Source organism: Pseudomonas canadensis (genome assembly GCF_000503215.1).
Taxonomy (GTDB): domain Bacteria; phylum Pseudomonadota; class Gammaproteobacteria; order Pseudomonadales; family Pseudomonadaceae; genus Aquipseudomonas; species Aquipseudomonas canadensis.
Genome location: NZ_AYTD01000013.1, coordinates 1,090,789 through 1,113,564 on the forward strand (window position 1 = coordinate 1,090,789; position 22,776 = coordinate 1,113,564).

At 52.8% G+C, this 22,776-nt stretch carries 18 protein-coding genes; 2 read left to right on the forward strand and 16 right to left on the reverse strand.

Annotation, left to right across the window (positions count from 1 at the left end):
* The first annotated feature begins 193 nt into the window (after nucleotides 1–193).
* Together U367_RS0113875 and U367_RS0113880 are read left to right on the forward strand one after the other, a co-directional pair.
* Nucleotides 194–982, forward strand: coding sequence for a CPBP family intramembrane glutamic endopeptidase (locus U367_RS0113875; RefSeq protein WP_028617443.1), 789 nt, complete (start codon nucleotides 194–196; stop codon nucleotides 980–982).
* 333 nt (nucleotides 983–1,315) lie between these two features.
* On the forward strand, nucleotides 1,316–2,473 hold the full coding sequence (locus U367_RS0113880) for an acyltransferase family protein (RefSeq protein ID WP_028617444.1): 1,158 nt from the start codon (nucleotides 1,316–1,318) through the stop codon (nucleotides 2,471–2,473).
* An 87-nt stretch (nucleotides 2,474–2,560) separates the two neighbouring features.
* Here the strand turns inward: U367_RS0113880 and U367_RS0113885 are convergent, their stop codons facing one another.
* From U367_RS0113885 to U367_RS0113960, 16 genes are all read right to left on the reverse strand, one after another.
* Nucleotides 2,561–3,667 (reverse strand): glycosyltransferase, encoded by a 1,107-nt coding sequence (locus U367_RS0113885; RefSeq protein WP_028617445.1) that lies wholly within the window; start codon nucleotides 3,665–3,667, stop codon nucleotides 2,561–2,563.
* 81 nt (nucleotides 3,668–3,748) lie between these two features.
* Nucleotides 3,749–4,195: a hypothetical protein gene (locus U367_RS0113890; RefSeq protein WP_028617446.1), complete on the reverse strand. Its 447-nt coding sequence runs from the start codon at nucleotides 4,193–4,195 to the stop codon at nucleotides 3,749–3,751.
* 353 nt (nucleotides 4,196–4,548) lie between these two features.
* Nucleotides 4,549–6,843: a DUF7024 domain-containing protein gene (locus U367_RS0113895; protein WP_236639980.1), complete on the reverse strand. Its 2,295-nt coding sequence runs from the start codon at nucleotides 6,841–6,843 to the stop codon at nucleotides 4,549–4,551.
* A gap of 33 nt (nucleotides 6,844–6,876) precedes the next feature.
* Nucleotides 6,877–7,812 carry a glycosyltransferase family 2 protein gene (locus U367_RS0113900; protein WP_032864229.1) on the reverse strand — a complete coding sequence of 312 codons (936 nt, stop codon included), beginning with the start codon at nucleotides 7,810–7,812 and terminating at the stop codon, nucleotides 6,877–6,879.
* Nucleotides 7,802–8,182, reverse strand: coding sequence for a GtrA family protein (locus tag U367_RS0113905; protein WP_028617449.1), 381 nt, complete (start codon nucleotides 8,180–8,182; stop codon nucleotides 7,802–7,804). Before U367_RS0113905 ends, U367_RS0113900 begins: the two co-directional genes overlap by 11 nt.
* 82 nt (nucleotides 8,183–8,264) lie before the next feature.
* Nucleotides 8,265–9,440: a glycosyltransferase family 4 protein gene (locus U367_RS1000000130925; protein ID WP_028617450.1), complete on the reverse strand. Its 1,176-nt coding sequence runs from the start codon at nucleotides 9,438–9,440 to the stop codon at nucleotides 8,265–8,267.
* The gene (locus tag U367_RS0113915) at nucleotides 9,437–10,393 is read right to left on the reverse strand and encodes a GDP-mannose 4,6-dehydratase (protein ID WP_028617451.1); all 957 of its coding nucleotides are present in this window, start codon (nucleotides 10,391–10,393) and stop codon (nucleotides 9,437–9,439) included. Before U367_RS0113915 ends, U367_RS1000000130925 begins: the two co-directional genes overlap by 4 nt.
* Nucleotides 10,394–10,487: 94 nt before the next feature.
* Complete coding sequence (gene gmd, locus U367_RS0113920; RefSeq protein WP_028617452.1) at nucleotides 10,488–11,522, reverse strand: GDP-mannose 4,6-dehydratase; 1,035 nt, start codon at nucleotides 11,520–11,522, stop codon at nucleotides 10,488–10,490.
* A gap of 25 nt (nucleotides 11,523–11,547) precedes the next feature.
* The gene (locus U367_RS0113925) at nucleotides 11,548–12,909 is read right to left on the reverse strand and encodes a hypothetical protein (RefSeq protein ID WP_028617453.1); all 1,362 of its coding nucleotides are present in this window, start codon (nucleotides 12,907–12,909) and stop codon (nucleotides 11,548–11,550) included.
* A gap of 11 nt (nucleotides 12,910–12,920) precedes the next feature.
* A complete protein-coding gene (gene yidC, locus U367_RS1000000130510; RefSeq protein ID WP_028617454.1) occupies nucleotides 12,921–14,519 on the reverse strand; it encodes a membrane protein insertase YidC in 1,599 nt (532 codons plus the stop codon).
* Between the two features lie 128 nt (nucleotides 14,520–14,647).
* A complete protein-coding gene (locus U367_RS1000000131980; protein ID WP_032864231.1) occupies nucleotides 14,648–14,884 on the reverse strand; it encodes a hypothetical protein in 237 nt (78 codons plus the stop codon).
* 12 nt (nucleotides 14,885–14,896) lie between these two features.
* The gene (locus U367_RS01000000130145; RefSeq protein ID WP_050587882.1) at nucleotides 14,897–16,045 is read right to left on the reverse strand and encodes a CDP-glycerol glycerophosphotransferase family protein; all 1,149 of its coding nucleotides are present in this window, start codon (nucleotides 16,043–16,045) and stop codon (nucleotides 14,897–14,899) included.
* A 2-nt stretch (nucleotides 16,046–16,047) separates the two neighbouring features.
* Nucleotides 16,048–16,827 carry a phosphocholine cytidylyltransferase family protein gene (locus U367_RS0113945; protein WP_028617455.1) on the reverse strand — a complete coding sequence of 260 codons (780 nt, stop codon included), beginning with the start codon at nucleotides 16,825–16,827 and terminating at the stop codon, nucleotides 16,048–16,050.
* Nucleotides 16,827–17,465: a gamma-glutamyl-gamma-aminobutyrate hydrolase family protein gene (locus U367_RS0113950; RefSeq protein WP_028617456.1), complete on the reverse strand. Its 639-nt coding sequence runs from the start codon at nucleotides 17,463–17,465 to the stop codon at nucleotides 16,827–16,829. The genes U367_RS0113945 and U367_RS0113950 overlap by 1 nt, the downstream gene beginning before the upstream one ends.
* Entirely contained in the window at nucleotides 17,465–20,533 is a 3,069-nt protein-coding gene (locus tag U367_RS01000000130150; protein WP_028617457.1) for a PEP-utilizing enzyme, read from the reverse strand. The genes U367_RS0113950 and U367_RS01000000130150 overlap by 1 nt, the downstream gene beginning before the upstream one ends.
* Nucleotides 20,533–22,767 carry a sulfatase-like hydrolase/transferase gene (locus tag U367_RS0113960; RefSeq protein ID WP_028617458.1) on the reverse strand — a complete coding sequence of 745 codons (2,235 nt, stop codon included), beginning with the start codon at nucleotides 22,765–22,767 and terminating at the stop codon, nucleotides 20,533–20,535. Before U367_RS0113960 ends, U367_RS01000000130150 begins: the two co-directional genes overlap by 1 nt.
* Nucleotides 22,768–22,776: the final 9 nt, after the last annotated feature.

The window sequence follows — 22,776 nt, forward strand, 5'->3', positions numbered from 1 at the left end:
CGTTGACCGCTGAATCGACTACCGCTATGCGCTGGAAAGCTGGCATGGGCTGATCTTGTGTGAAGGGATGAAGAGGCTGGGACTATAACCAGCCGTTGATAGGTTTTGCAATCACACTGGATGGCGGAGTTTTCATGTGGGCCCTGCGAGATGGCTCGCTATAATGCCGCCCAGATTTTTCCAAGGATTCCCCATGATCGCATTGCCCTGGCTGTACCTGGCGCTTCTTTCCATCGGCTATCTGCTGGCCTTGATCTACGGGCAACTCGGGCTGTTGGCAAGCGTGTCCGTCGGCCTGCTGCTGATCGCCGGCTATGCGGTACGCCAACAACGCACGCCGTGGGCGCGCTACCTGGGTCACGGCCTGTTTATCGTACTGGCGCTGGGTCTGGCGATGCACTGGCTACCGGGCTTCTACAATGGGCGTGGCATTGCCTCACAACGTTTCACCGAAGATGCAGTGCCCTTCTCGATGTACCTGAACCAGGACAAACCACTGATTGGCTTCTGGCTGTTGCTCGCCTGCCCGTGGATTGTGGCACGGCGCCCGCTGCGGCTGTCGATCTGCGTCGCGGCCTTGGCACTGACCTTGACTGCCGTTGTTGCGCTGGGTGGCGCGGTGCTGCTGGGGATCACCCACTGGGCGCCGAAGTGGCCGGAACAGGCGTGGTTATGGGTGCTGAATAACTTACTCTTGGTCACGCTGGTGGAAGAGGCGTTGTTTCGGGGCTACGTACAGGGCGGGATAAGCCGACGATTAAAGCATTTGTCGTATGGCGACAACCTGGCGTTGTTACTGGCTTCATTGCTGTTTGGACTGGTGCACCTGGGTGCGGGGTGGCAGTGGACGTTACTGGCAACCATCGCAGGGGTGGGGTATGGGTTGGCGTATCGGTTTGGTGGGTTGGGGGCGGCGGTGGTCACCCATTTTGGGGTAAATCTGGTGCATTTCGGGTTGTTTGTGTATCCAATGGCGGCCTGAACTTCACTCCCCGCACGCAATGAAAACCTACTACCCTGCTATCAATAGGCGCCTCTCGCTCAAGAAAGAAGAAGGTGAACTGGAGCACATATTTGAGTTTTTCATGTGTTCATCAACCCAAACTAGCAGCACAAGACATCGCCAACATAGAAAATGCACAGGCCAAAACCCGGAATTCATGGATGCGGGGCAAGGCGTCAAGTTTTTAACAAAAAAAAACACAATAGACAGCCTATTAATATCTGGCATATCTTGCAGCCCGCAAGGTCTCAAAACGCGGAACTGACCCAGAAGTCACCCTAAGCCGGCTACACGCCAAAATGGACACTGTAAATGCAACAATACAATGACAAAGTCATATTTGCCAACCAGCTACGGGCTCTGGCTATTATCGCAGTGATGATAGTTCACCTGTGTGGAATTTTCTGGCTGGCCCGAGAGACTGTTTCAACTTACATTTACTCTCCCGTCATAGAAGGTCCTACGCCACCTTTATATGGGTGGCTGTCGCCGCGAACAGTAAACTATGGTCCCTTTGGTGTTGCTGTCTTCTTTCTTATCAGTGGTTTCGTCATACCCTTTTCTCTTTCTAAATCTTCGCCGGTTGAGTTCTTGATTTCGCGAGCGCTTCGAATCTATCCAACCTACTTGATCGGATCCGTTCTCGCGATCACGGCGGTCTGGCTTTCCAGCCTGTATTGGGGAAAGACGTTTAGCATAAACTTCAAAGAGCTGTTCTTAAACCTGACCCTGACGCACTCCAACCTGAACACTCGCACCATTGACTTAGTCAACTGGACACTGGCGATAGAGATAAAGTTTTATATCATATCCGCCCTACTCTTCAGCGCACTGAGAAAAGCCAGCGTCATGCCAATACTGTTATTGGCCATCGGTGTACTGGGTTTCACTGAGTTTTACCCCACTGCAAAATCCATCATCGCACTTAAATACGTAAACTTTTCGGTGGAGTCGCTAAAAGCCGAACTGATGATTGTATGTTTCATGTTCGTCGGCACTCTGTTTCATTTTCACTTCATCCAAAAGATAAGTACTCTCCAGTTGGTCATCTATAGCACTGCTCTGTTGAGCCTTGTGCTCATGTGCTGGACTCACAATGAATGGGCACCAGGAATGCCTAATACACCCTTGAACTATTTTTATGGGCTTGGTGTGTTCACGCTCGCTTATACATTGAGGAAATACTTCAGGCCCATTGCACCACTCGACTTTATCGCCAAAATCAGCTACCCGCTTTACATCATACATTCTTTGATCAGCTATTCGATAATGCGCGTGATGCTGGACAACAATGCGTCCTTCTATGTGGCGCTGGCAACGGCTGTTCTAACCGTGATAGGGATTGCTTATCTTCTCCACATCACCATAGAAAATGCATCAATCAATTACGCCAAGACGCTTATCAAACGGATGCGAAAAGTGGAGCCAGCGATACCGGATACACAACTCCAGTCTCGTTCGACCCTCTAATGACCCCTGCCTGTATTTGGCGAAACCACGCCAAATACAGCATATTCATACTGTCTCTGGTAGCCACACGTAATTAAAACGACGTTATTAGCGATTGATTAAATCACGATAAAGCTTCACGTAAGCCTCACCCATCGAGTGAGAAGTAAACACCTTCAAATATCGTTCTCTTGCAGCAGCACCATAACGTGCAGCCAACTCAGGAGACTCCCACAATGCTGCCATGGCACGGCGCATGGCGGGCGCATCGCCTGGGGGAACTACTATTCCAGATACATCATGCTGGTTAATAAAACTGGTTCCCGTACCAATTTCGCTGCATACCATCGGTTTACCAAACATTGCCGCTTCAAGCAGGCTGATACCGAACGCCTCTGAGCGTAAATGCGAAGGAAACACTACCGCATAACAGGCCTCAAATAGATTGACCTTTTCCTGCTCGGTCACTTGCCCGATGAAATGCACATTGTGCAGTTGCCGCTCGGATGCAACGCGCATTAGTTCTTGCTCTAAGGGGCCAGCACCAACAATCAACAACGGCCAATCAGTCCCTTCGACGGCCCGGAGTAAAAACTCAAGCCCTTTATAATAGCGCAGCACACCAACAAAAAGAAAAAAACGCCCGTAACGACCTCGAAGTTCCTGAATCTTATCAGCCTCAGAAACGGGGTACATTGACTGCTCCAACCCGATGGGAATCGAAGTAGACTTATGACGATAACGCGCTAAAACGGGAGAGCTTTCAAGATAGTTCGGACTGGTTGCCACAATCGCATCGACATCATTCAAAAAAAGGCGCTGCAAGGGACTGTATAAGCATTTAAGAACTTTTTGACGGACAATATCCGAGTGATACGTCACGACGGTTGGTTTCTGGATCCGGGTTGCAAAATGAACCACGTCCATAAATGGCCAAGGAAAGTGATAGTGCACAACATCGGCAGACTTGGCCAACTCCGCGAACAGCTTGAACGAAGACACAGAAAAGCCGGTAGAGGCCACATTGAAATCTTCTTTCGCCTGGACCAACTTATAACTCGGGCCTTCGACGTTAGCCACTTCACCCTTGGCTAACGAAAGCACTACATTTTCGCAACCCTGCTGAGCGCTCACATGTGTCAAATGGCGAATAAACATTTCGACGCCACCATGCTGGTCAGCGGCAAAGGTTTTATAAAAGTGTAGAATTTTCAAATAACACCTACTTTAAAACGGTGAAGCTTGCCGCCTGACAAGCGAGCAAACTTCACGGCTATTTGATTAAAATACAAACACTTATTTGACTTTCACAGCAAGCTCCAGCGGTTTGACATTCTTCGCCTCAAACCAACCTGCACCTTCTTTGACAAGGCTGACTTGAAGGATATAGTTCCCGGGCGCCTTAGGTGCCACTACACCCAACTGCACTGCCACTTCTGAATCAGGCTTAACCGGTTGTGCAAATGGTGTACGGTTCCCATCAAGCAAAAGCACTGTTTTGTCCGCATTCAGCCAGTGATAGCTGGCCAAGACAGGGGCCTTCGAAGCCTTGGAATCCCACGTACCACTGCTGGTGTTCTTGACGGTAATCGGCACTGCAAACTTGCTGCCTGCGGCAACATCTAAACTCGACGAGGAGGCACTGTATTGAGCAGAAAAGACGTTCTCCACTTTACCATCATCGCAAGCGCTCAACGCTGCAATACCAACCATGACGCCCGCCAATTTACCTAACTTCATCATATAACTACCTTGTGAGTGATTTTTCCAGTTTTCATCGATTGGTACAGTGTGTACGTGCTGATACATCGACGAAAATTACTAACTTAAATCGGCTGTCTCTGCCTGAGATCAACCCCTATTCCAAAAAAATCGAGAAGCCGCATCAAGCCCTCACGCTGATGCGCCGGATGCCCTGAACGGGACATAACCGAGCCGGGACTTACGGACAGCTTTACTCCTCGAATGTGTCAGTAAACTGCGGGCCACCCTACACATTTCGTTTAGACACAGAACCTTTTGAACAGTTCTATATTTTTCCGAACAGGCAGCCCTCAGTTCACAGCACCGCGTAGCTGTAAATAGCAAGCGTTCGACTATTCAAGCCGTAATGATACGAACCCAATCCCCAATTTACGCGAATCGTTCCCTACGCCCAGCTGTTGGGGTGAAACGGGGGTAGGTGGGCTGAAGACAATGCTGTCAGCATCGTCACCTTGAAGGTCTACCGAGAGTCGGACTTCAGATGGCTCAGCCCCCAGCAAGACTTCATATTCGCGATTACCTATTGTCACTTTGATGGGTTTATTGACGTTAGGTGCAAATGCCCGAGCGACTAACACCAACGTGAATGTTTGTGGCAGCGGGGCTGTGAATTCAATGCGCACCGTGTTGGAAAGTCTCGCATCGGACCAGCGCCCCCAGGATTCTTTCCCAGAAAGCCCCTCGGCCCCTTTCACCGTATTCGGCCAGCCATCTCGCGTAAAATCGATACCGTCTTTCAGACTACCGGGATAGCGGGCTCCCAACTTGTCAGCATAATAACCGGATTTTTTCATGATCTGCGCAAAGCTCAGACCCGAGAGATCAGCCGACTTCGGCCTATTCAAATTGAAAAAAACCAGATTCCCATCAACGCTGGATATCGAGGGCCCGCTGCCCAGCAGCGCGGTAAACTGTTGAACCACACTCTGGGCATTATCCTCATAGCCGCGACGATCAATATAAATCCCGTTGAAACCAAGATTTTTGATCACTTCCAACTGCTTTTCCGGTGCTTCTTGGGCAAGCGCTCGATAAAATAGATCGCCTTCCCGCCCCTTCATGCCACCGAAGCTCCAGCGCAGTGTTTTGGAATGCAGCACGCCCGCGCCCAACTGGTAGTTATTCAGGCGGTGGACAGGAGGCATTTCTGGAAAGGCAATGTAGGGAAGCTGATAAACAGCTGCCTGAGCGGGTAACGCCGCTTCAATCGAAGTCACGAACGCCCTGTCATTCTCAAAAGCAGCCTTGGCGCTCGCATTACAAGCCCGGCAGGCCGGCGCTGTCTGATCATATAACCCTACGACAAGCAGCAGGGCCAGAATCGCCGTCGAATAGACCGCAAGCCTTGATGAATAACGCGTCATCAACGTTTGCAGCACTATAAAGAAAATCAATAATGCGCCGAACCCAACAAAAACACTGATTCTGTTCCACCCCCTGATTGAAGAGGAAACAAAAGATGAAAAAAGTGCGCCGAGCCCGCCAATAGTACCTAGCATAAAAAGCACAAAAACAAGCGCTACCAGAAACCCCAGTTTCGGATCAACAGAATGCCCCGTGAGAGACAGTAGCAACACACAGAACGCTAATAACAGGCCGAGTGCGCCGACTGCACCCAGTGTAGAAGTCGCGTTCTCATTGATTAATGGAAAGGTCGAGTTATACAGGCTTGTAAACTTCCCCACCCACGATATGCGGTGATCCGCTCTCGGAAGGATGAGTTGCATTAACTTGAAACCGTAGACCTCGGCCTCCATTGGGGACCGTTGCGCCACCTCCAGGTTGGGACCCGCTTGGTTTTTCGCGAGCATATTAGGTGCCACATTAAGCAACACCCCACCCATCAATATCGAAAGCACGCACAGGGTGCGAATAATCACACTGACACGACGGGCTCTGCACCACCCCAATACGCCCCCAAGCGCAACCAACATAACGCCAAACAACGCGTAATACACACCGAATGACGACAGCACCAGCAGCCCAAGCACGACGGCCACAGCCTTCGGATAAGAAAAGCCTTTTAACGTTTGGCTCTCAGCGTCCGTTGAAGATTGAAATATTGAATACGACAAGTAGAAAAAGAACGGAACAACGAAATACCAGGTGTAAAACAGATGGTCCATTCTTAACAAGTGAAATGGCAAAAACGTGAACAGCATGGCCGCCACAAATGCAAATGAGCGGAACAGGCCGAAAGCGCGAACTACGACGAACGTCGCAGAAAACCCTACTGGAAAACTCAGGAGAAGAAACAGGTTTGTCGCTTTGAAGCTGCTCCCCGATACGATTGCAAGTAGCTTAATGAGAAGGTGATTACCAAAGTCAGAACCTGGATAATCTAGAAAATTTGACCCAAACGGATACCCACTGCGAATATTTTCAAACAGCCATCCTTCAGAAACCCGTTGAGCCATCCAGGCATGAAAGAGACTGTCTCCCGCATACCGATAAGGCGCAGAAAGATCAGGCAGCAGACCCGAAGGCCAGCCACTGATGAATACGCTCGCCAACACAAAAGATAAGAAAGCGCCCCCAAGCACTATTACCCAATCACTTTTAAATACCTGCCACAATGATGCGAGTGGCTGCCCTGAACTTAAAACCGTTCTTTCCTGGAGCGTCATGCTTGAGGCCACTGTCCAATATCCCTTACCAGATTAATCAAAGTTGACGCGCTCTGCCTCTACCACAAGAGGCATATTACGTACCTGCGTGTGCACCGACCCTATGTATTCTCCCAGCATGCCCAGGAACAGTATCTGAACCGAACTGAAGAAAAATAGTGAAATCAACAACGGCGCAATACCCATCTGGAATGAGTCCCAGAATATGATTTTTGCCACAAAAAAACAGAACGCCATCAACAAGCTGACCAGGGCAAGCAGCCCTCCTCCCATTACCATCAAACGAAGAGGAACCTTCGAGTGATTGGTAATTCCCAACATAGCGATGTCATACAAGGTGTAGAAATTATTTTTTGTAATCCCGCGTTGACGCCGAGGTTGCTTGAAGGGAACAGTGGCGATAGGAAAACCAATCTCGCACAACAAACCGCGAAAATAGGGATACGGGTCATCAACCTTCTTCAGGATATCCAGCACCGCGCGATCAAATAATCCTGCGCCCGTGGCATTTTGAACAAGTGGCACTTCAGAAATACGAGAAACGAATCGGTAGTAGGTTTTCCTGAGGAAAAACATGACCGGCGACTCTTCACTCTCGGGCTTGACTGCCAGGACCGTCTTGAAACCGGCCTCCCACTTCTTGACAAACTCTTCGATCATTTCCGGTGGGTCCTGAAGATCGGAGGCTATCAGTACGCACGCATCGCCCTTGACTTGTAGCAGCGCATGGTAGGGAGAACGGATGTGACCAAAATTGCGGGCATTCAAGATAATTTTGACGCGTTTATCCTGCGCCGCGATCGCTCTCAACTTTGGAATACTTCCATCCGTCGAACAGTTATCGATGAACACGTGTTCATAATCGTAATCCAGCTTTGACATGACGTCATTGATTCGCTGGCACAGCTCATCAATATTCGCCTCTTCGTTATAGCAAGGCGTCACAATACTAATTAATTTACGCGTCATTGAAAACAAACCTATTATTAATGAGGAACGACAATACGGCCATCGGCAGAAGCAAGATCAATCCGGACACGTAAGGTACAACTCCGAATAGCGCCAGCGCCGCCACGCCACCTAGATTCACGCCATAAACCACTGCGTAGCCCAGTACAAACCTGACAATCAGCTTATTGTCATGAGAGCCGAAAACCAACGAACCCGTACTTTTAAAATTGAAAGCCACACCTAAAACGGTTGCCAGTAACAGTGCAAAACTGTAATGCAAGCCCAGATAAATAAAACCCGCAAAGCATCCATAGCCAAATGCTGCGTTCATCAGTCCGACGAGCAAAAATCTCAAAAACTTCACTTTGATCAGTTCATTGAACGTCATCATCCTGACCTTATACCCCTTGAGCCGACTGCGCCGTTCCAGCTAAAACAATATCCATTAATCATGCCCCCCCAGCTCACGGCTATGTTTCTGCGGCTTCTGAGTAAACCTGTAGCGTTTCTCGCGCACAACGCGCCCATGAAAACTGGCTGGCCCTGGCCTGACCCACCTGCACCATTCTTTCATGCAGTCCTGAATCCTCAAGCAGTCGGGAAATAGCTGTCGTCAGGGCTTCGGCGTCCCCGGCCTCGAATAGCGTACAGGCGTCCTCGGCAAATTCAGCCATGGAGGTACCCCCAGCGCAAATAACCGGTACGCCACTCGCCATCGCCTCAAGCACCGGCAGCCCAAACCCCTCGTACAACGAGGGAAAGACAAAGGTTTTGGCACCGGCGTATATAAAAGGTAAATCCTGAGCGCTCACAAATTGCAGAAACTTCACTTCCCCCTTGGCACGCAGTACTTGAATGCGCGCCATCAAATCAGCATTGAGCCAACCTGGTGCACCGGCGATAACCAAAGGCCAGGCGCGGCGCACATCCGCAGACAGGCGCTGCCACGCATCCAATAGAATCGACAGCCCTTTGCGCGGCTCGATCGTCCCTACATAGGCCAGATAGGCACCATGCACCAAGCCATACTTGGCCAGTACCGCCTCGCTCTGTTGTGCCGAACGCGGCATGAAACGCTCATCGGCCCCCAGATAAATGGCCCTGACCCTGGCTGACGGAATGTTGAATTGTGAAATAAGCTCACGGCGCACCACTTCGGAATCGGTAATGACGAAGTCCGCCCGAGCCAGTGTCTTCGGGAGCTGACGACTCAACCAGGCCACACGCTCGGCCGGGTGAAATTCGGGATGGCGAATAAACGAGAGATCATGCACCGTTGTGACACTGGGCCCATCATGGGGCCTCAAGATGAAGTTAGGTTCGTGATAAACGAAATTCCGGCAGCGTTGAGCGCCTTGCTTGAATCGCGTATTCGAGACCATCGACTTCAGTTGATAGGCCAACGGTGCAGCACGCAACGTTCTACGCAGATACCCCAGCACGCCTGAGCGCGTGCCACCTGAGGGCGCAGAGGCTGAGTCAAGCCCAGCCAACAAATCTGCCGCAGGTAAGAACCGATGACCGTCAAAACAACACGTGGCCCCAACATCAGGCACCCTAGAATACTCACGCAAAAGGTTAAGCGTGTAGTTTCCTATCCCGGTCAAGGGCGGACGCAGCGACTCGGCGCCCATCAGCACGTTCACTGCTCGGTTTCCACACGGGAGCGCCAGTCCACTAACAGCGACGCCAGTGTGTCCTTCAACGAAATAGTCGGCTGCCAGTTCAGAACATTACGCATGCGATCACTGTTACCAACGGCAAATGGAATATCCGATGGACGCAAGCGCTGAGGATCCAACTCGACAGCGATGCTCTGACGGCTCTGACCGACAAGCTCGTTCAGGACGCTGCGAATTTGACAGGCATTTGCGGAGGAAATATTGAAAAGACGTGGGTAACCCGACTGCTCGCTGAGGGTCAGCAACTGCAGGTAAGCCGAACAGACATCGCGCACATCCAGGAAATCCCGGTAGGCATCCAAGTTACCAACCTGTATGACCGGTGCTTGTTTACCGCTCTCGATCAGGGCAATTTGCCGGGCAAACGAAGCAGTGACAAAGTCGGGTGACTGCCCCGCGCCGATATGGTTGAACGGACGTGCAATTACCCCTCGGACGCCTTGCCGAAAATACTGCTCGCCGGCCAACTCAGCCGCTAATTTACTGGCTGCATAGGGATTCATCGGCAAGCAAGGACTGCTTTCATCTAGCGCGACGCCCGCCTTGAATGCCTCGCCATACACTTCGGAAGAACTGACGAGGACAACAAACGCATCAGGTGCTTTCTGCTTTATCGCTTCCAGCAGATTCATAGTCCCCAGGACGTTGGTATTCCAGGTCAGCAATGGATCACGAAAGCTCGTCGGCACATGAGAAACGGCGGCCAAATGAAGAACATGAGTGGGTTTGATCCGCTCAAGTGTCGCAGCGCAGGCCTGCGCATCACGAATATCCAGCAATACATGCTCAACATCCGCTCGAAGCGATGCGCCAGGCGAGGTGCAAGCGCAGCTTACCCGGTAGCCAGCCGCCAACAACTGCTCCAGCAGAACTTTCCCAACAAAGCCATTGGCTCCGGTTAACAGAACATGTTTCACGGCTATTCACCTTTAGACTGGACAACACAGGTAGGACGAACGGGCCAAAAAACAGCCCGCTCGCTCCGAGCGCAAACCACACGCTCTGTCAGCTTCAGAACGAAAAGCCTTGTTCGTTTCGACGTAGATCAGCCTCCACCATCATGCGGCACAATTCTTCAAGATTGGTTGCAGGCTCCCAACCCAGCTTTTCCTTGGCCTTTGCAGGATCGCCAATCAACAGTTCAACTTCCGCGGGGCGGTAGAATTTCGGGTTGACCCGTACAGCGACTTTGCCGGTTGCAGCATTTAGCGCATGCTCTTGATCGCCATCGCCACGCCAGTCCAAATGGATATCGACCGCCTTGAATGCCAGCGAGACGAAGTCACGGACGGTCTCGGTGCGATTGGTCGCCAGTACGAAAGTATCCGGCTCATCGACCTGCAACATACGCCACATGCCTTCCACATATTCCTTGGCAAATCCCCAGTCGCGCTTGGCGTCCATGTTTCCAAGCTCCAGGACGTCCAGCTTGCCCTGGGTGATCTTGGCCACGGAGTCGGTGATCTTGCGAGTGACAAACTCGCGCCCACGCAGCGGGGACTCATGGTTGAACAGGATGCCGCTGGCCCCGAATATGCCGTAGGACTCACGATAGTTGATGGTCATCCAGTGGGCGTACAACTTAGCCACGCCATAGGGGCTACGCGGGTAAAACGGCGTGGTCTCGATCTGCGGAATCGCTTGGACCTTGCCAAACATTTCAGAAGTGGAGGCTTGGTAATAACGAACCTTCGGATTCACGATCCGAATTGCCTCCAGCAGATTGACAGCGCCCAAGCCTGTGATTTCAGCGGTGGTCACCGGCTGATCGAACGACACGCCGACAAAGCTTTGAGCTGCAAGGTTGTAGACCTCGGTAGCCTCGGTGCTTTGGAGCAGGCGGATGCTGGCCGAGAGGTCGGTCAGATCATATTCCACAAGATGCAGGTTCGGGTGCTGAGTGACGCCCAACTCATCCATTCGCCAGAAGTTGACCGAACTGGTACGGCGATAAGTGCCATAGACGATGTAGCCTTTTTCTAGCAACAGCTGAGCAAGGTAGGCGCCGTCCTGTCCGGTAATGCCGGTAATAATTGCCTTTTTCACGTGTAACTCCTTGAGCAAGCTGTGCTTAGTCTATAAAAATGCTATTCAAAGAAACTGTTTGAATTCTCTCATGCATGAAATGATACGTTGTACTTAGCGAGTCATCCTGCCTGAATACTTGATCAAACTTAAGACCCTCGATTACCTCGAGTGCCTCCCTCAACACATACGCCCTCACCCATGGATCAAAGAAGGCATATATAGCGCGGTACAACATCTTCGAAGGCAATGCCGACGTGTTGAATGCAATCTCCACCTTCGGCAAGTAGCACGGAAGAATGACATCCCCGTCATCAATGCCCGGCGCCATGAAAAAACAGCTGGCGGAGGTACGTCCTTTGATCAATTGCGACCACAGTACGCAATCGGCTCCCCGCACATCCGGTAGATACCCGGGGTGAATATGAATGAATTTCAGCGCAGGCAACTGCAGGCACCGGGCAGGAACAATACCGCCTCCTGTAAACAACAGGGTAGTTTCCGGCAATTTCGCAAGGTAGTCGAACAAACGATCATCCGCGAGATTATCGATCATCAGTGTTTCGACGACAGAACAATATTCACGCAAGGATGACAACGACACTGCATCGTCAAGGACATGCGGCTCAAAACACAGCGAATCCGCTACGGCCATACGTATGGCGTCGCACAAGACGCGTTCTTTCTTGAGGAGTGCCGATGCCCAGTAATGGATGCTGTTTTTCTGGCGTACCGCCGCATACCCCTCGCGAATAAAGGCTGGTAGGTATCCCCCGACAACTTTTTTGCTCACCAGGTCTACGGCCGAGATCAAATGAATGATTTTCTCAGGTCGGTAACCCATGCTTTTAAGCGTTGCAAGGTAGGCCCTTGCAATGGGGCCTTCCCAGAACAGTACGGTGATGGGCAAGACTTTCTGTTGCTCTGGAACAGTGCGCGAAACTGCAGGCGCAATGGTTTCAACCGTATCAGCGCTTGAATGTTGATTCAGAAACCGCTCGGCATGGGCGTCGATGGCTTTGCGCAGGTCAACGTTTATATCCCGGCCAGTACCGATAAAGTCTGTCAGTTTCAACATCGCGTTCAGACGTTTGAACGCCAATGGAGCCTGCTCTGGGGCCTCATATATCTGCACAAAATCCAATAGCAACAGGACAAGCGCAACTTCGGCCCATGCTGAATCTATGAGCTGATTACCGATTTTTTTACCATCAACACCATAAGCGTCAAACAAACGACCTGTAATTTCCAACCGCATGCACAGGAAGCTCAACAACCGTAACCGCTCGGTGGCAACCGGCGAAGTAGTGGCCAATTGATATAGTTCGAAAACCGTATCAAAGTGCACAGCATCATTTCTATTTGGCACCTGCTCAGGCAGGACCTTGAACAACAACCCATCGATCATCTGGCCCTCCATCATTTACGCGATGCCAATTGTTGATGAACAAACTGCAAAATATTAGCCATCGTCCAGTAAAGCACCATGCCGGAAGGAAATGAGTAAAACAGCAGGAAGAATACTAACGCCATCAGCCACAGAAAAAATTGCTGGCGAAATGCCTCTTTTGCATTAGCCGCAACGGTTTGGGAGAACTTGATACTCAGCAGAGTACTCAGTGCCATCAGCACCGGCAGCAGGTTGAAGTAGGCTCCAAAAAATGGAATATCAACCCCGAACGAGAACAGCTGGTCGGGCTGCGCGAGCGTCTGTATCCACAAAAAAGGCTCGTTACGAAGCTCAAACGCTTGGCCGAGCAGGTGATACAGTGCCACAAAAATCGGTATCTGTATTAGCACGATCAAAAGAGGTTTCAATCCGGCCAGGGGGCTGACTTGATGTGCCTCATACAGCTCAAGGATACGCTCACTTTGCTCTCCGCCTTTATAGTTGCGGCGAATCTCCTGCAACTCTGGCTGGATACGCTCCTGGATAGCTGCAAATTTTTTCTGCGCCGCCATAGCGTTCTTCGCGACGGGATACATCACCAGCCGAACCAGGATCGATAGCAGAATAATCGAGACGCCCCAGTTTCCAACACCCTGGTGGATAAAGGCCAGGACATACATGATGCCCAAGATCAGTGCACGCATCCATTCCCACAACCCCGCAAACAACAAGCTGGTCAGTGTCGGTTCCTGAGCAGACAGGACGTCATAGGACTTGCCGCCACCAAACACATCCCAACGCAAGATTTGGGAGGACTCGCTGTGAGCTTCAGGCAGGGGGATATTTATCCTGAGCAAGGTTTCAAAGTCAGGTTGCTGCGGATACTCGACGCCTGTCGCTGGCGCCTGCGCTTCCCATTCAAGGTGCCCCTCGGTACTCCCTTCAGGGATCAGAAGTAGCGCAAAGTATCGACTTTGCAAACCCGCCCACTCGGTTACGCCCTGACCCGCCGGGGGCTTGAACCGCACGTTGTCGTCATGCCCCAATCGCTGAGTTGAAACACCTTCAGCGTTTCGGTAAACCACCTCAGTGAACGAGTAAATCGCTTGGCCCATGCCCAGTCCGTGTGTCGGCTGCTCGCCGAGCCCAGGGCCGAGTTCAAGCCACAAAGCGTCTTGCGCCTGCTTGGCTTGCCATCGTGATTGAAGGCTCAGCTCAAATCGAACGCGCGAGGGTGTGTTGGTCAGGCGCCATGTCTTGCGGATTACGAACGGCAACTCTGCGCTGTCGAGTGCAATGGTTACCGCGCCGCTGTCGGCGGCTACGGTTTTCCAACCACCTGCGAGGGTCGTCCACTCTTCGAGTGTTTTTCCTTGCAGACGCCCCTTCAGCGCGAACAATTGACCAGCCGGCATCGCAAGGTCCTGTGGCTGGCCCTGCGCATTCATCACCTGCGGCAAACGCCAGTGCGAGACCGTGCCCGCCGTCAGGTCGAGCGACAATTGCACATTGGAGTCAGCAAGGGAGGGAGAGACCTGAGCTGGGGCAGTCGCGAATGCAAACGGCGCCATGAACATCAGCAGCCAGAGATAAAACACACTCGGCATGCTCTTTTTCTGAATAGACATTGGGCAACTTTGATTATCAGCTCCGCCAACACGAGTTGGCGGAGTGCACTATGCGTATGGAAACCTGCGACGGAAAAGGCCCGATTCATCCTAATGACAAGGACTTGAATCCACCTGCCGGCGACGCTTCATTTCTCAGTAGGGGTATCGCCGCGAGTTTGTTTTTTCACGGTGTCTTTGCGCAACCCCAGCATGCGCAGGAAGCGGTGCCAGTAAAGCTTGAGCACAACGGCTATTGCGGCCAGTGCCCCCAGGATGCCTTGCAATACCGCGCTGCCGGTACCCGGATCCAGGTAAGCGAAAGCGTTGATCGGCAATACGACCAGGCAAACCAGAGCTACCAGCGAGAAACGTGATGTGTTCATAGATACTCCATATCAATTCAGCAAAGAAATCAGATGAGCTGCAGCAGCGCTGCCACTTTTGCCCGAATTGAAAACCCAACGCTCGCGTGCCGTGCGGATAGCCATCTGCCACTGGCGTGCGTTATGGATCAATTCAGTTGCTTTCAACCCCAGACTGGCTAACTCATGCTCTGAGAGAATGAGACCAACCTGTTCACGGATAGCCGCTTCCAGCGGTTCATGGCTAATTGCCTCATACGCGGGATTGAGGATTTTACGCGCAACATCAACAAAAAGGGTGGGTCTTTCTAGCCCAAGGGAAAACTCAAGCGCAGCGCCCGACCAATCGCTGACCATTAAATCCGACTCAATCAACGACTTGCGCGCATCCCCGTCTTCATCCAGATGAAACAGTGGCTCGCCATGAAAATGACTGACAATGGCTTCCAGGACGTCCGGACGCAGTTTGCGAGTACGCGGATGGGGCCTTAGCACCACACGAAAGCCCGCCTGGATCAGCGGCTGTATGACTTCGACTCCATGCAACTCCAACAGGCCATTGTCGCCCCAAGTCGGCGCTACCAGCACCTGCGCAGGTTGGCCGGGTGAGCGCGCCAACGATCCGCAGTTACCCTCTCGAAGAATCGCATCCAGACGACCGTAGCCATGTTCGACCAGTGTTTTTTCCGGCAATGCTGCCATCTGCTCGCGAGCTCGCGTTTCCAAGACGTGGTGCGGCCCGACACACAGGATCGAATCAAAATGATCGAAGGCCGCCTCGCGGTAGATCATGTGCGTGCTGACAATCGAGTGATGCAGGTAGACATAGTGCACCGGACAGGGCGATCGCTTGATGTGAAAGCTCTGCAAATCCGGCATCGTCATCATCAGGACCTGAACATCCAGTGTCGAGAAGAACAACGTGCGCATGCTGCCCTCCCCCACATAAAAGGCCAGTAGCCCTTCTGGCGGGCTTAACAAGATGGGGTCGTCCTCCGCCGATGTCACGTAGATGACCGATTGAGCATACTCGGCCCGCAAGGCCTCAAACACCGACTCAAAGTAAGTCCAGTAGCCGCGACCCTCCGAATAGAACACCAGTTGCCTCTGGTGCTGTGGCAGCCGCTTGAAGGCCTGCAAGCCTTTCCATTCCCTGTAAGTTTTGCGCAGTGAATTGAACATGCTTAAACCGCTAGTTGAATAAAAGAGGCCAACTGTCCGGCTTCATGCATTTGGTGGTATTGATCCAGGTCTTCAACCGTATCGACTTCCAACCAACCGTTGTCGGTAAATGCAGCCTTGGCCTCCCAACCTCCATCAATCAGATGCTGGATAAAACTGGTCATGTACATGTTGTCGACATCTTTACCGTCATAGAGCGCCGAACGATCCAGGGCATGCCAAGCAGCGCGAAATGCAGCCACCTGATCGCCTCGCACCTTGAACAATCCCATGTATTGCCCTTGGATTTCACTGTAGTCACTGGGTTTTTTACCCAGTTCCACGATGCAAGCGTGCGCGTCGAGCTTGAGCGTTTCGGCATCGGCCAGGGGATTTTCCATACGGATCTCCCAGAATCGACGCCACTGGCGATCCACGGCGACAGACAACTGCGCATCACTGCGCAATACCGCCTCGAGCACTCGCGGCTCGTAGACAATATCGCCATAGGCAATCAAAAGATCTTCACCTTCCGGCATCAGGGCTTCGGCACAAAAGAGCGTCGATACCATGTTGGTTTGCGCGTAACGAGGGTTCAGCACGACTTCTATGTCATCCGCCTGTAAGCCCGAAGCACAATAGCCCCCAACCAGGGCGACCTTGTCCACCCCCCCAGCCCGCAACACTTCAAGCTGGCGGTGCAGCAGAGGCTTTCCGAGCAGCTCGACCATGCACTTGGGGCGATCATTGGTATAGGGGCGCAAACGAGTGCCCTGGCCTGCGGCAAGAATGATGGCTCGCATTAAATAGTCCCTGATTCAAAAAGCTTGCGAATGAGTTCGGTGTCGAGGATGTGGAAGGGCGCTTCGCGCTCCGGGTGCCACATCAGCCCGACCCAGGGTAGGTGGTCATGCGTAAACGCTTCGACCGTACCGTCGATAGCGCAGACCTGCGCGGACACCTCGGGGGCCAGATCGCTGATCTGCATCCCCCAACCATGGAAGCTGTTGACCTCACGGTAGCCACTGAAGAAACCGTCATTATTCAGCGCACGCACCGCGTGTCGAACGGCAATGTGATTGGGTACGGGGGCCAGTCCACCTCCGAGAAAGTGGTTAAGCATTTGCATACCTCGACAAACCCCCAGCACGGGCAGACGCTGGAGAGCGGCCGAGGACAACAATGCGATTTCTGTGGCATCGCGTTCAGGCGCGGAACGGGCCGCGCCTGGTAGATGGGCAAGATCATTGCCCCCCGTCAAAATAATCCCGGCAACCCGTTGGCGTTCAAGCCATGCCTGGGGCGCTGTCAACAAATTGGGCACAGGGACGACATCAATCCCCAAAGACTCCAGCAGGACGCTCCATTGCTGGTCAAGACAGTCACGACGCTCGCCGTAACCCTCTATCCACTCGACACGCTGGGTGACCGCGATACGCATCACCGAATGATCCTGATCAGACGGTTGGCCGCATTGAGCTCCAGTACGCGAGCCCCCGACAGGGCCTGGTATTGTGTTTCGCCCACGCCGATGGCCGCAGGCAATCCAAACTCCGCCGCTCGAATGGCCATATGTGAATTGGCACCGCCATACATGGTGATCAACCCAGCGATCTGGCGACCGAACAGCCAATCGTAACCAGGATCGGCCTGGGGTATCAGCGCGATTTTCCCAATCAGTTCGACATCATCATCGCACTTGCTCAGGTCAACACAAGACGCTGTAACCTTAGTACTGCCGATAAAGTTGGCTTGTGTAGAGGGATAAAGAAAGACCGAAAAGTCTTCTTCACGACTCAACAACGGCGGCAGTTCGGCAGCGGATGCCAGACTGTTCATTGCCTTGCCTTCCGTTGCCCGCTGCAAGAGCCAGGAGCCCGGTGTTGCAGTCGCTACCGACCCTGTACGCAACGCGAGGATGTCGTCAAGATTGACGTGGGCCAGCGCTTCACGGGAGACACCCAATGGTTCTGCCCAGAGTGCGAGCTCATCCAGTGCCAGAGATAAATTGCGGCTGAAGGCAAACTTTGCATACTCACGCCCTTCGATGGCGCCTCGCAAAAATGCTTCCAAGCTCTCAACCGTGCATTGCAGCCCTTGGGCGTTTAACGCGTCGGCAAACCGTTGACGGGCTTCATGCCATAACGTCCCGGCAGGCGCGGCCTCATGGCTGGAACCCGCAGTGTTGAATTGCACAGCACTGGTCACAATGGGTTTTAAGTAATGCTCTGGGTCGGCGCGGTAACTCAGGGAGGCGATGTCGTAAGTACCCGGGCGTAAATGCCCATACATATCGACAAACGCTTCCCAACTCAGATCACCCCCGGCACAAGCCTTGGCATCCTGTGTCAACTGATGGCTGACGGTACGGATTGTCCCAAGGAAATCCTCGACCTGCGCCTCGCTCAACACACCCACGCTGACGCCTGAGCGAAGCAACGTGACCGCGACAAACGCACTGCGAGCCAAATGTGCAAAGGGCAAAGTGCCGTACTTGCGACAATCATGCAGCAGCGCCCAGACCTTCTCCAGCGGAGGCAACGCCGACTCCCGCAGGCGCTCATAGCGCACTTCGAGTTTCTGTATCTGAGCCAAATCATCAGCGTTACGCACAATCGCTTGGGCGCTGATATCACGCAATGCAACGCGTAATGTTCTCAACTCCTCGACAGAAAAACCGCCCTGCTCGATCAGGCGAGTTTCCCAGCGTTCGAAGTCGAGGGCAAAACAGGTAGGCACTACGTCGAATTCGACCTTGTCATGCAAGTGCGGATGTTGCTTGAGCCATTCCAGGTAAAAGTCGACCAGCCGGGTTGCCAACCCATCATCCAGTACCGCGGGCACGAACGAGTTGAAACTGGCCCGGACATCCACATAAGGATGACCGGCAAATGCTACCAGCAAGGGCTGTGGCCGAACATCCCGGTAGCCGTACTCGGCGCGTTGGGTCGCCCACGTCTGATCCATGATCAGGAAGCGATACAAACTGAAGGCCAGAAGACCGGGCTTGGTACCGATGATCTCTGCGGGATTCCAGTCCGGCATGATGCCAAATACACCGCTGTGTCCCAGTACGAAGGGTGATGGCGTCTGTAACTGGCAAAAGCGATGACGGGCTTCCTCGATCAAAGCCATCAGTTCGCTGTCATTTCCACTCCATCCCGAGTGGTCGACTGCAATCGGGCGCACCTGGAGAATATGCAAGCCACCGCTGGCAGTGACGGCGAACTCGATATCCAGCGAGTCGTACCCCAACAGGCTTTCGATTTCGCGTATTGCCGGTAACAGCGAACGCAGATGAGCAGGAATGTTCGGGTTGTGATCTTCGGCATCTCTGCGCATGACCAGGGTTTTATGTTCGCGACTGCTACCGCTGGTAATCGATTCGGTGCTACCACTGACATCGTCGTAGTTGGCAACGTAATAAGGTGCCCCACTGCTCAGACTGCGGGTAAAAACCACGCCACTGGCCAAGACTTGATCCAGCATGGGCTGGACCAGGACCTGGTCCTCGGGGTTGTAGTCCGGGTAGGAAGCAACGACCTCTTCCACGGCACGACGCAGGGCGCCCAAATCACTGCCCGGGATATTCAACAGGCTGGTATAGGCGCCCGCATTGGAGTTTACAAACCCGTCCTCCGATAACGCACTGCTTCGAATAACCAGGTTCTGATCAGGGAAATGGCGTTGAATCGTCAGCAGCACAGCCTCTGGCTCGTCACGCCATTCAGCGACGGTGAAGCTGACTTGGTCCTCGATACGACTCAATGTGACCATGCCATACAAGCGCTGCAGCGTCTGGGCCTTGGTGCCGAGCACGAAATGCGCCAGATCTCGCGGTTCATTCAACTCCGCCCAGTCGCCATGGACATCGACCGCCTGCACGGTGAAACCTTGCATTCGCAAGACTTCAATGAGGTCCGACAAATTCCCCTGCCGCAACCGCTGGCGCAGACTGGCCTTCTCCCCCATCAACATCTCGATGACTTTAGGCCCGAATCGTACGCAGCCCACAAACTCCGCCGACGCGACGTCCGACGCAATATCGGCACCAAGACGGGTCACCAACGCCTCATGCAGGCACACTTTTTCACAGCGGGCCAGGTCGTCTTGAGTCCGCCCGGAGAAACGCTTGCGCCAGTGGGAGTCCACCGCAATGACTACGTCGGCATCGACCGCACGCAACGCCGGCACCAGGCTCTTACGTATCAGAATGTCGGAATACGACACCAGGCATTCACTGAAGGAAGGCAGATCAACCTGTAGAAACGAATAGGCCGCGCGCGTACTTTGCCATGAGCCGTTGAGCCAATAAGTGAACTCGGGGTAGCGCGCCTCGATGGTTTCGACCTGATACCCACCCACAAAGTGAACAACAGGCTGAATCGGACCAACAGCGCGCAGCAACCAGTCCAGGACTCTGGACGGGCCCAACGCACTGCGAAGCGCTACGTGCTCCTCCCCTGAGTGTGGGCGACCAGCGCCAAGAATAATGAAAGCGGGTTGCATTACTGAGCCACTCCCTGTTCGGCAACACTGACTTCAAGGACAGCCATGCCCAGTTTTCGACAATCTTGCGAGGCACTTATCTCGCAGGGCGCTGTGGGATCTTTGATCTTGAAAACAACACCCAGCACACCATCCCCTACCACACGCTTCGCAATCGGGGCCTCGTACCAACCCACTCCCGACAAGGTCCAGTTTGCAACTTTCACACCATTCACCAGCACATCAACCTGCTGAGGACCTCCGCGCCCAGGGAAACCACCGGCTTTCACGCGCAACAGAAGATCACGCGCCTTACCGGATAGCTTCACTGGCAAACTAAGGTCGGCCTTCGCACCATCCGTCCAACGATGATCCCCTTCCTGGCCACTCCATCCATGACCGATGAACGTGTCGGAAAAACCGGATTGCGAGAAGGAAATTACACTGCCCAACTCAACGTCTGAAACTTTGACCTTGGCATTTTCAACACTGTCGAAATGGGGTCGGCCTTGCCCATTGATGCTGACTTTAAACTTGTAATAATTTCCCGCAATAATCTCGTCAGTAGAAAAGAAATTGAAAAACCGCTCTCGACCACTCGGAATATTACACGTGTCGGGGGACAGACAACTCACCAGGCTCAACCCATCCAGCCGAATACCGGAGGTGTCAATTCCGGCCAGATCGGCAATCGTCGGGTACACATCCAGCAGTTGCGACTCAGTGTCTACTGTCACAAGGGCGTGATCGGCATGGGCAGGCTTGATCATCAACAGTGCCATGGAGCGTGATTCCAGCTGCTGCCTGCTCCAAGGGGTAATCGAGGCGTCGAAGGGCGGGTTTTCAGACTCGACACCGGTGGAACTGTAAAACCCACTCTCTTTAGTGCCGTCCAGAAAGCCCGCCCACCCCGCACCGTGGTCCGACTGAACGATAACGATCGAGTCATCCAAACGCCCGAGCCTGTCCAGCTCCGCAAGGAACTCATCAAGCTTGTTCAGCGCACACGCCGCTTGTCGCAAGTAAAGATTGGCAATTTCTCCTGGCTGCGGGTCGTACCTGCACTGTTCGTCCAATACATAGGGGCCATGCGGCAACAGGGCGTGCAGATAGAGATAACTTGAAACGTCAGGCCGATCCTTTTCTGTGCGTAGGGCGTCATCAAACATGAAGACACCGGCATAAGGTTCGATACCTTCTTCGATCGTCTTTGGCTGTACTGTTGCGTTCGACTCAACGACATTGCTGGCCGCCTCGCCCAATACACTGCCATATTCCAATGCCGCATTCGTCATGAAGTTAGGGGAAACCCTGGCGAACCACAGCCTGACGAACTCTTTGATAAAGGGATGTTTTAGTTCGGAGTATCGTTTCAAGACTTCGTCTTGCTGGGTGTAGGTCGTGGCTGCTTTAGCATGAATGAGCGCAGGCTTCGCGTATACATTGACGCTGTAGCCACTTTTGGCAGCAAGGTTTAACAAACTGTTATCCGACTCACCGACCCACTTAGAGAATGACCCGGAATAAAAGCCAGTTCCTGTCAGATAACTCGCGGCCGACACATCGGTATAGGGATAGTTGCTCACGTTATGCTTGAACAAGCTAAAGCCTTTAAGCGCCTTGGTTCGCTCGGGGTGATTGAGCAGTTCGAGAAAGTAATCCGTTTCCATCTCGTCCAGCACAATATGATAGACATTAGGCCTACGGACACTCTCCATCGCCTCGCCTCCCGCTGGCACTCCGAGGGCCTGGCGTGGCAAGTCTACTTTCACTGCATAAGCAAAGTATCCCACGAAGCACAGGATCAATACGGTTGCTACAGCGCTACAGGCTTTTCGCTGTGCTGGCGTTTTAAGTTGTCGAGCAAACAGAACGATGCCTATCAGCAACCCCGCTTCAATAGCGGTATACATCAACGGCTCGTCACTGAGCCCGACAGAACCATCCAATCGTGCCAACTGCAAGGGTGCAAACACGTCTGCAAATAATAGATAGACACCCGCAATAAAAAACCAGAAGCACACCTTCTCAACCGCCCAACCGGAGAACCACTTGAAACAAATGGCCACCAATCCAACAACCAAGGCAATGATCAGGCCGGCACACGCCGCGCTCTTCAGCAGAAAAGCGTCTCCTCCCCAATCATAAATATTATGATAGTAAAGCTCCGTCGGTATAAATAGAAAAACAACAGCAAAGGGGAATGCAAGCAATGCATAGCCACCCAACTTACCCAACTCCAATTGACGCCCCATAAACTTCCC

Bases quoted from the DNA above. Each gene is read 5' to 3' on its own strand.
- U367_RS0113950 (WP_028617456.1), bottom strand. From the start codon at position 17,465: ATGCGTATCGCGGTCACCCAGCGTGTCGAGTGGATAGAGGGTTACGGC.
- U367_RS0113900 (WP_032864229.1), bottom strand. From the start codon at position 7,812: ATGACGCGTAAATTAATTAGTATTGTGACGCCTTGCTATAACGAAGAG.
- U367_RS1000000131980 (WP_032864231.1), bottom strand. From the start codon at position 14,884: ATGAACACATCACGTTTCTCGCTGGTAGCTCTGGTTTGCCTGGTCGTA.
- U367_RS0113895 (WP_236639980.1), bottom strand. From the start codon at position 6,843: ATGACGCTCCAGGAAAGAACGGTTTTAAGTTCAGGGCAGCCACTCGCA.
- U367_RS0113960 (WP_028617458.1), bottom strand. From the start codon at position 22,767: ATGGGGCGTCAATTGGAGTTGGGTAAGTTGGGTGGCTATGCATTGCTT.
- U367_RS0113875 (WP_028617443.1), top strand. From the start codon at position 194: ATGATCGCATTGCCCTGGCTGTACCTGGCGCTTCTTTCCATCGGCTAT.
- U367_RS01000000130145 (WP_050587882.1), bottom strand. From the start codon at position 16,045: ATGTTCAATTCACTGCGCAAAACTTACAGGGAATGGAAAGGCTTGCAG.
- U367_RS0113890 (WP_028617446.1), bottom strand. From the start codon at position 4,195: ATGATGAAGTTAGGTAAATTGGCGGGCGTCATGGTTGGTATTGCAGCG.
- yidC (WP_028617454.1), bottom strand. From the start codon at position 14,519: ATGTCTATTCAGAAAAAGAGCATGCCGAGTGTGTTTTATCTCTGGCTG.
- U367_RS0113925 (WP_028617453.1), bottom strand. From the start codon at position 12,909: ATGATCGATGGGTTGTTGTTCAAGGTCCTGCCTGAGCAGGTGCCAAAT.
- U367_RS0113945 (WP_028617455.1), bottom strand. From the start codon at position 16,827: ATGCGAGCCATCATTCTTGCCGCAGGCCAGGGCACTCGTTTGCGCCCC.
- U367_RS0113880 (WP_028617444.1), top strand. From the start codon at position 1,316: ATGCAACAATACAATGACAAAGTCATATTTGCCAACCAGCTACGGGCT.
- U367_RS0113905 (WP_028617449.1), bottom strand. From the start codon at position 8,182: ATGACGTTCAATGAACTGATCAAAGTGAAGTTTTTGAGATTTTTGCTC.
- U367_RS01000000130150 (WP_028617457.1), bottom strand. From the start codon at position 20,533: ATGCAACCCGCTTTCATTATTCTTGGCGCTGGTCGCCCACACTCAGGG.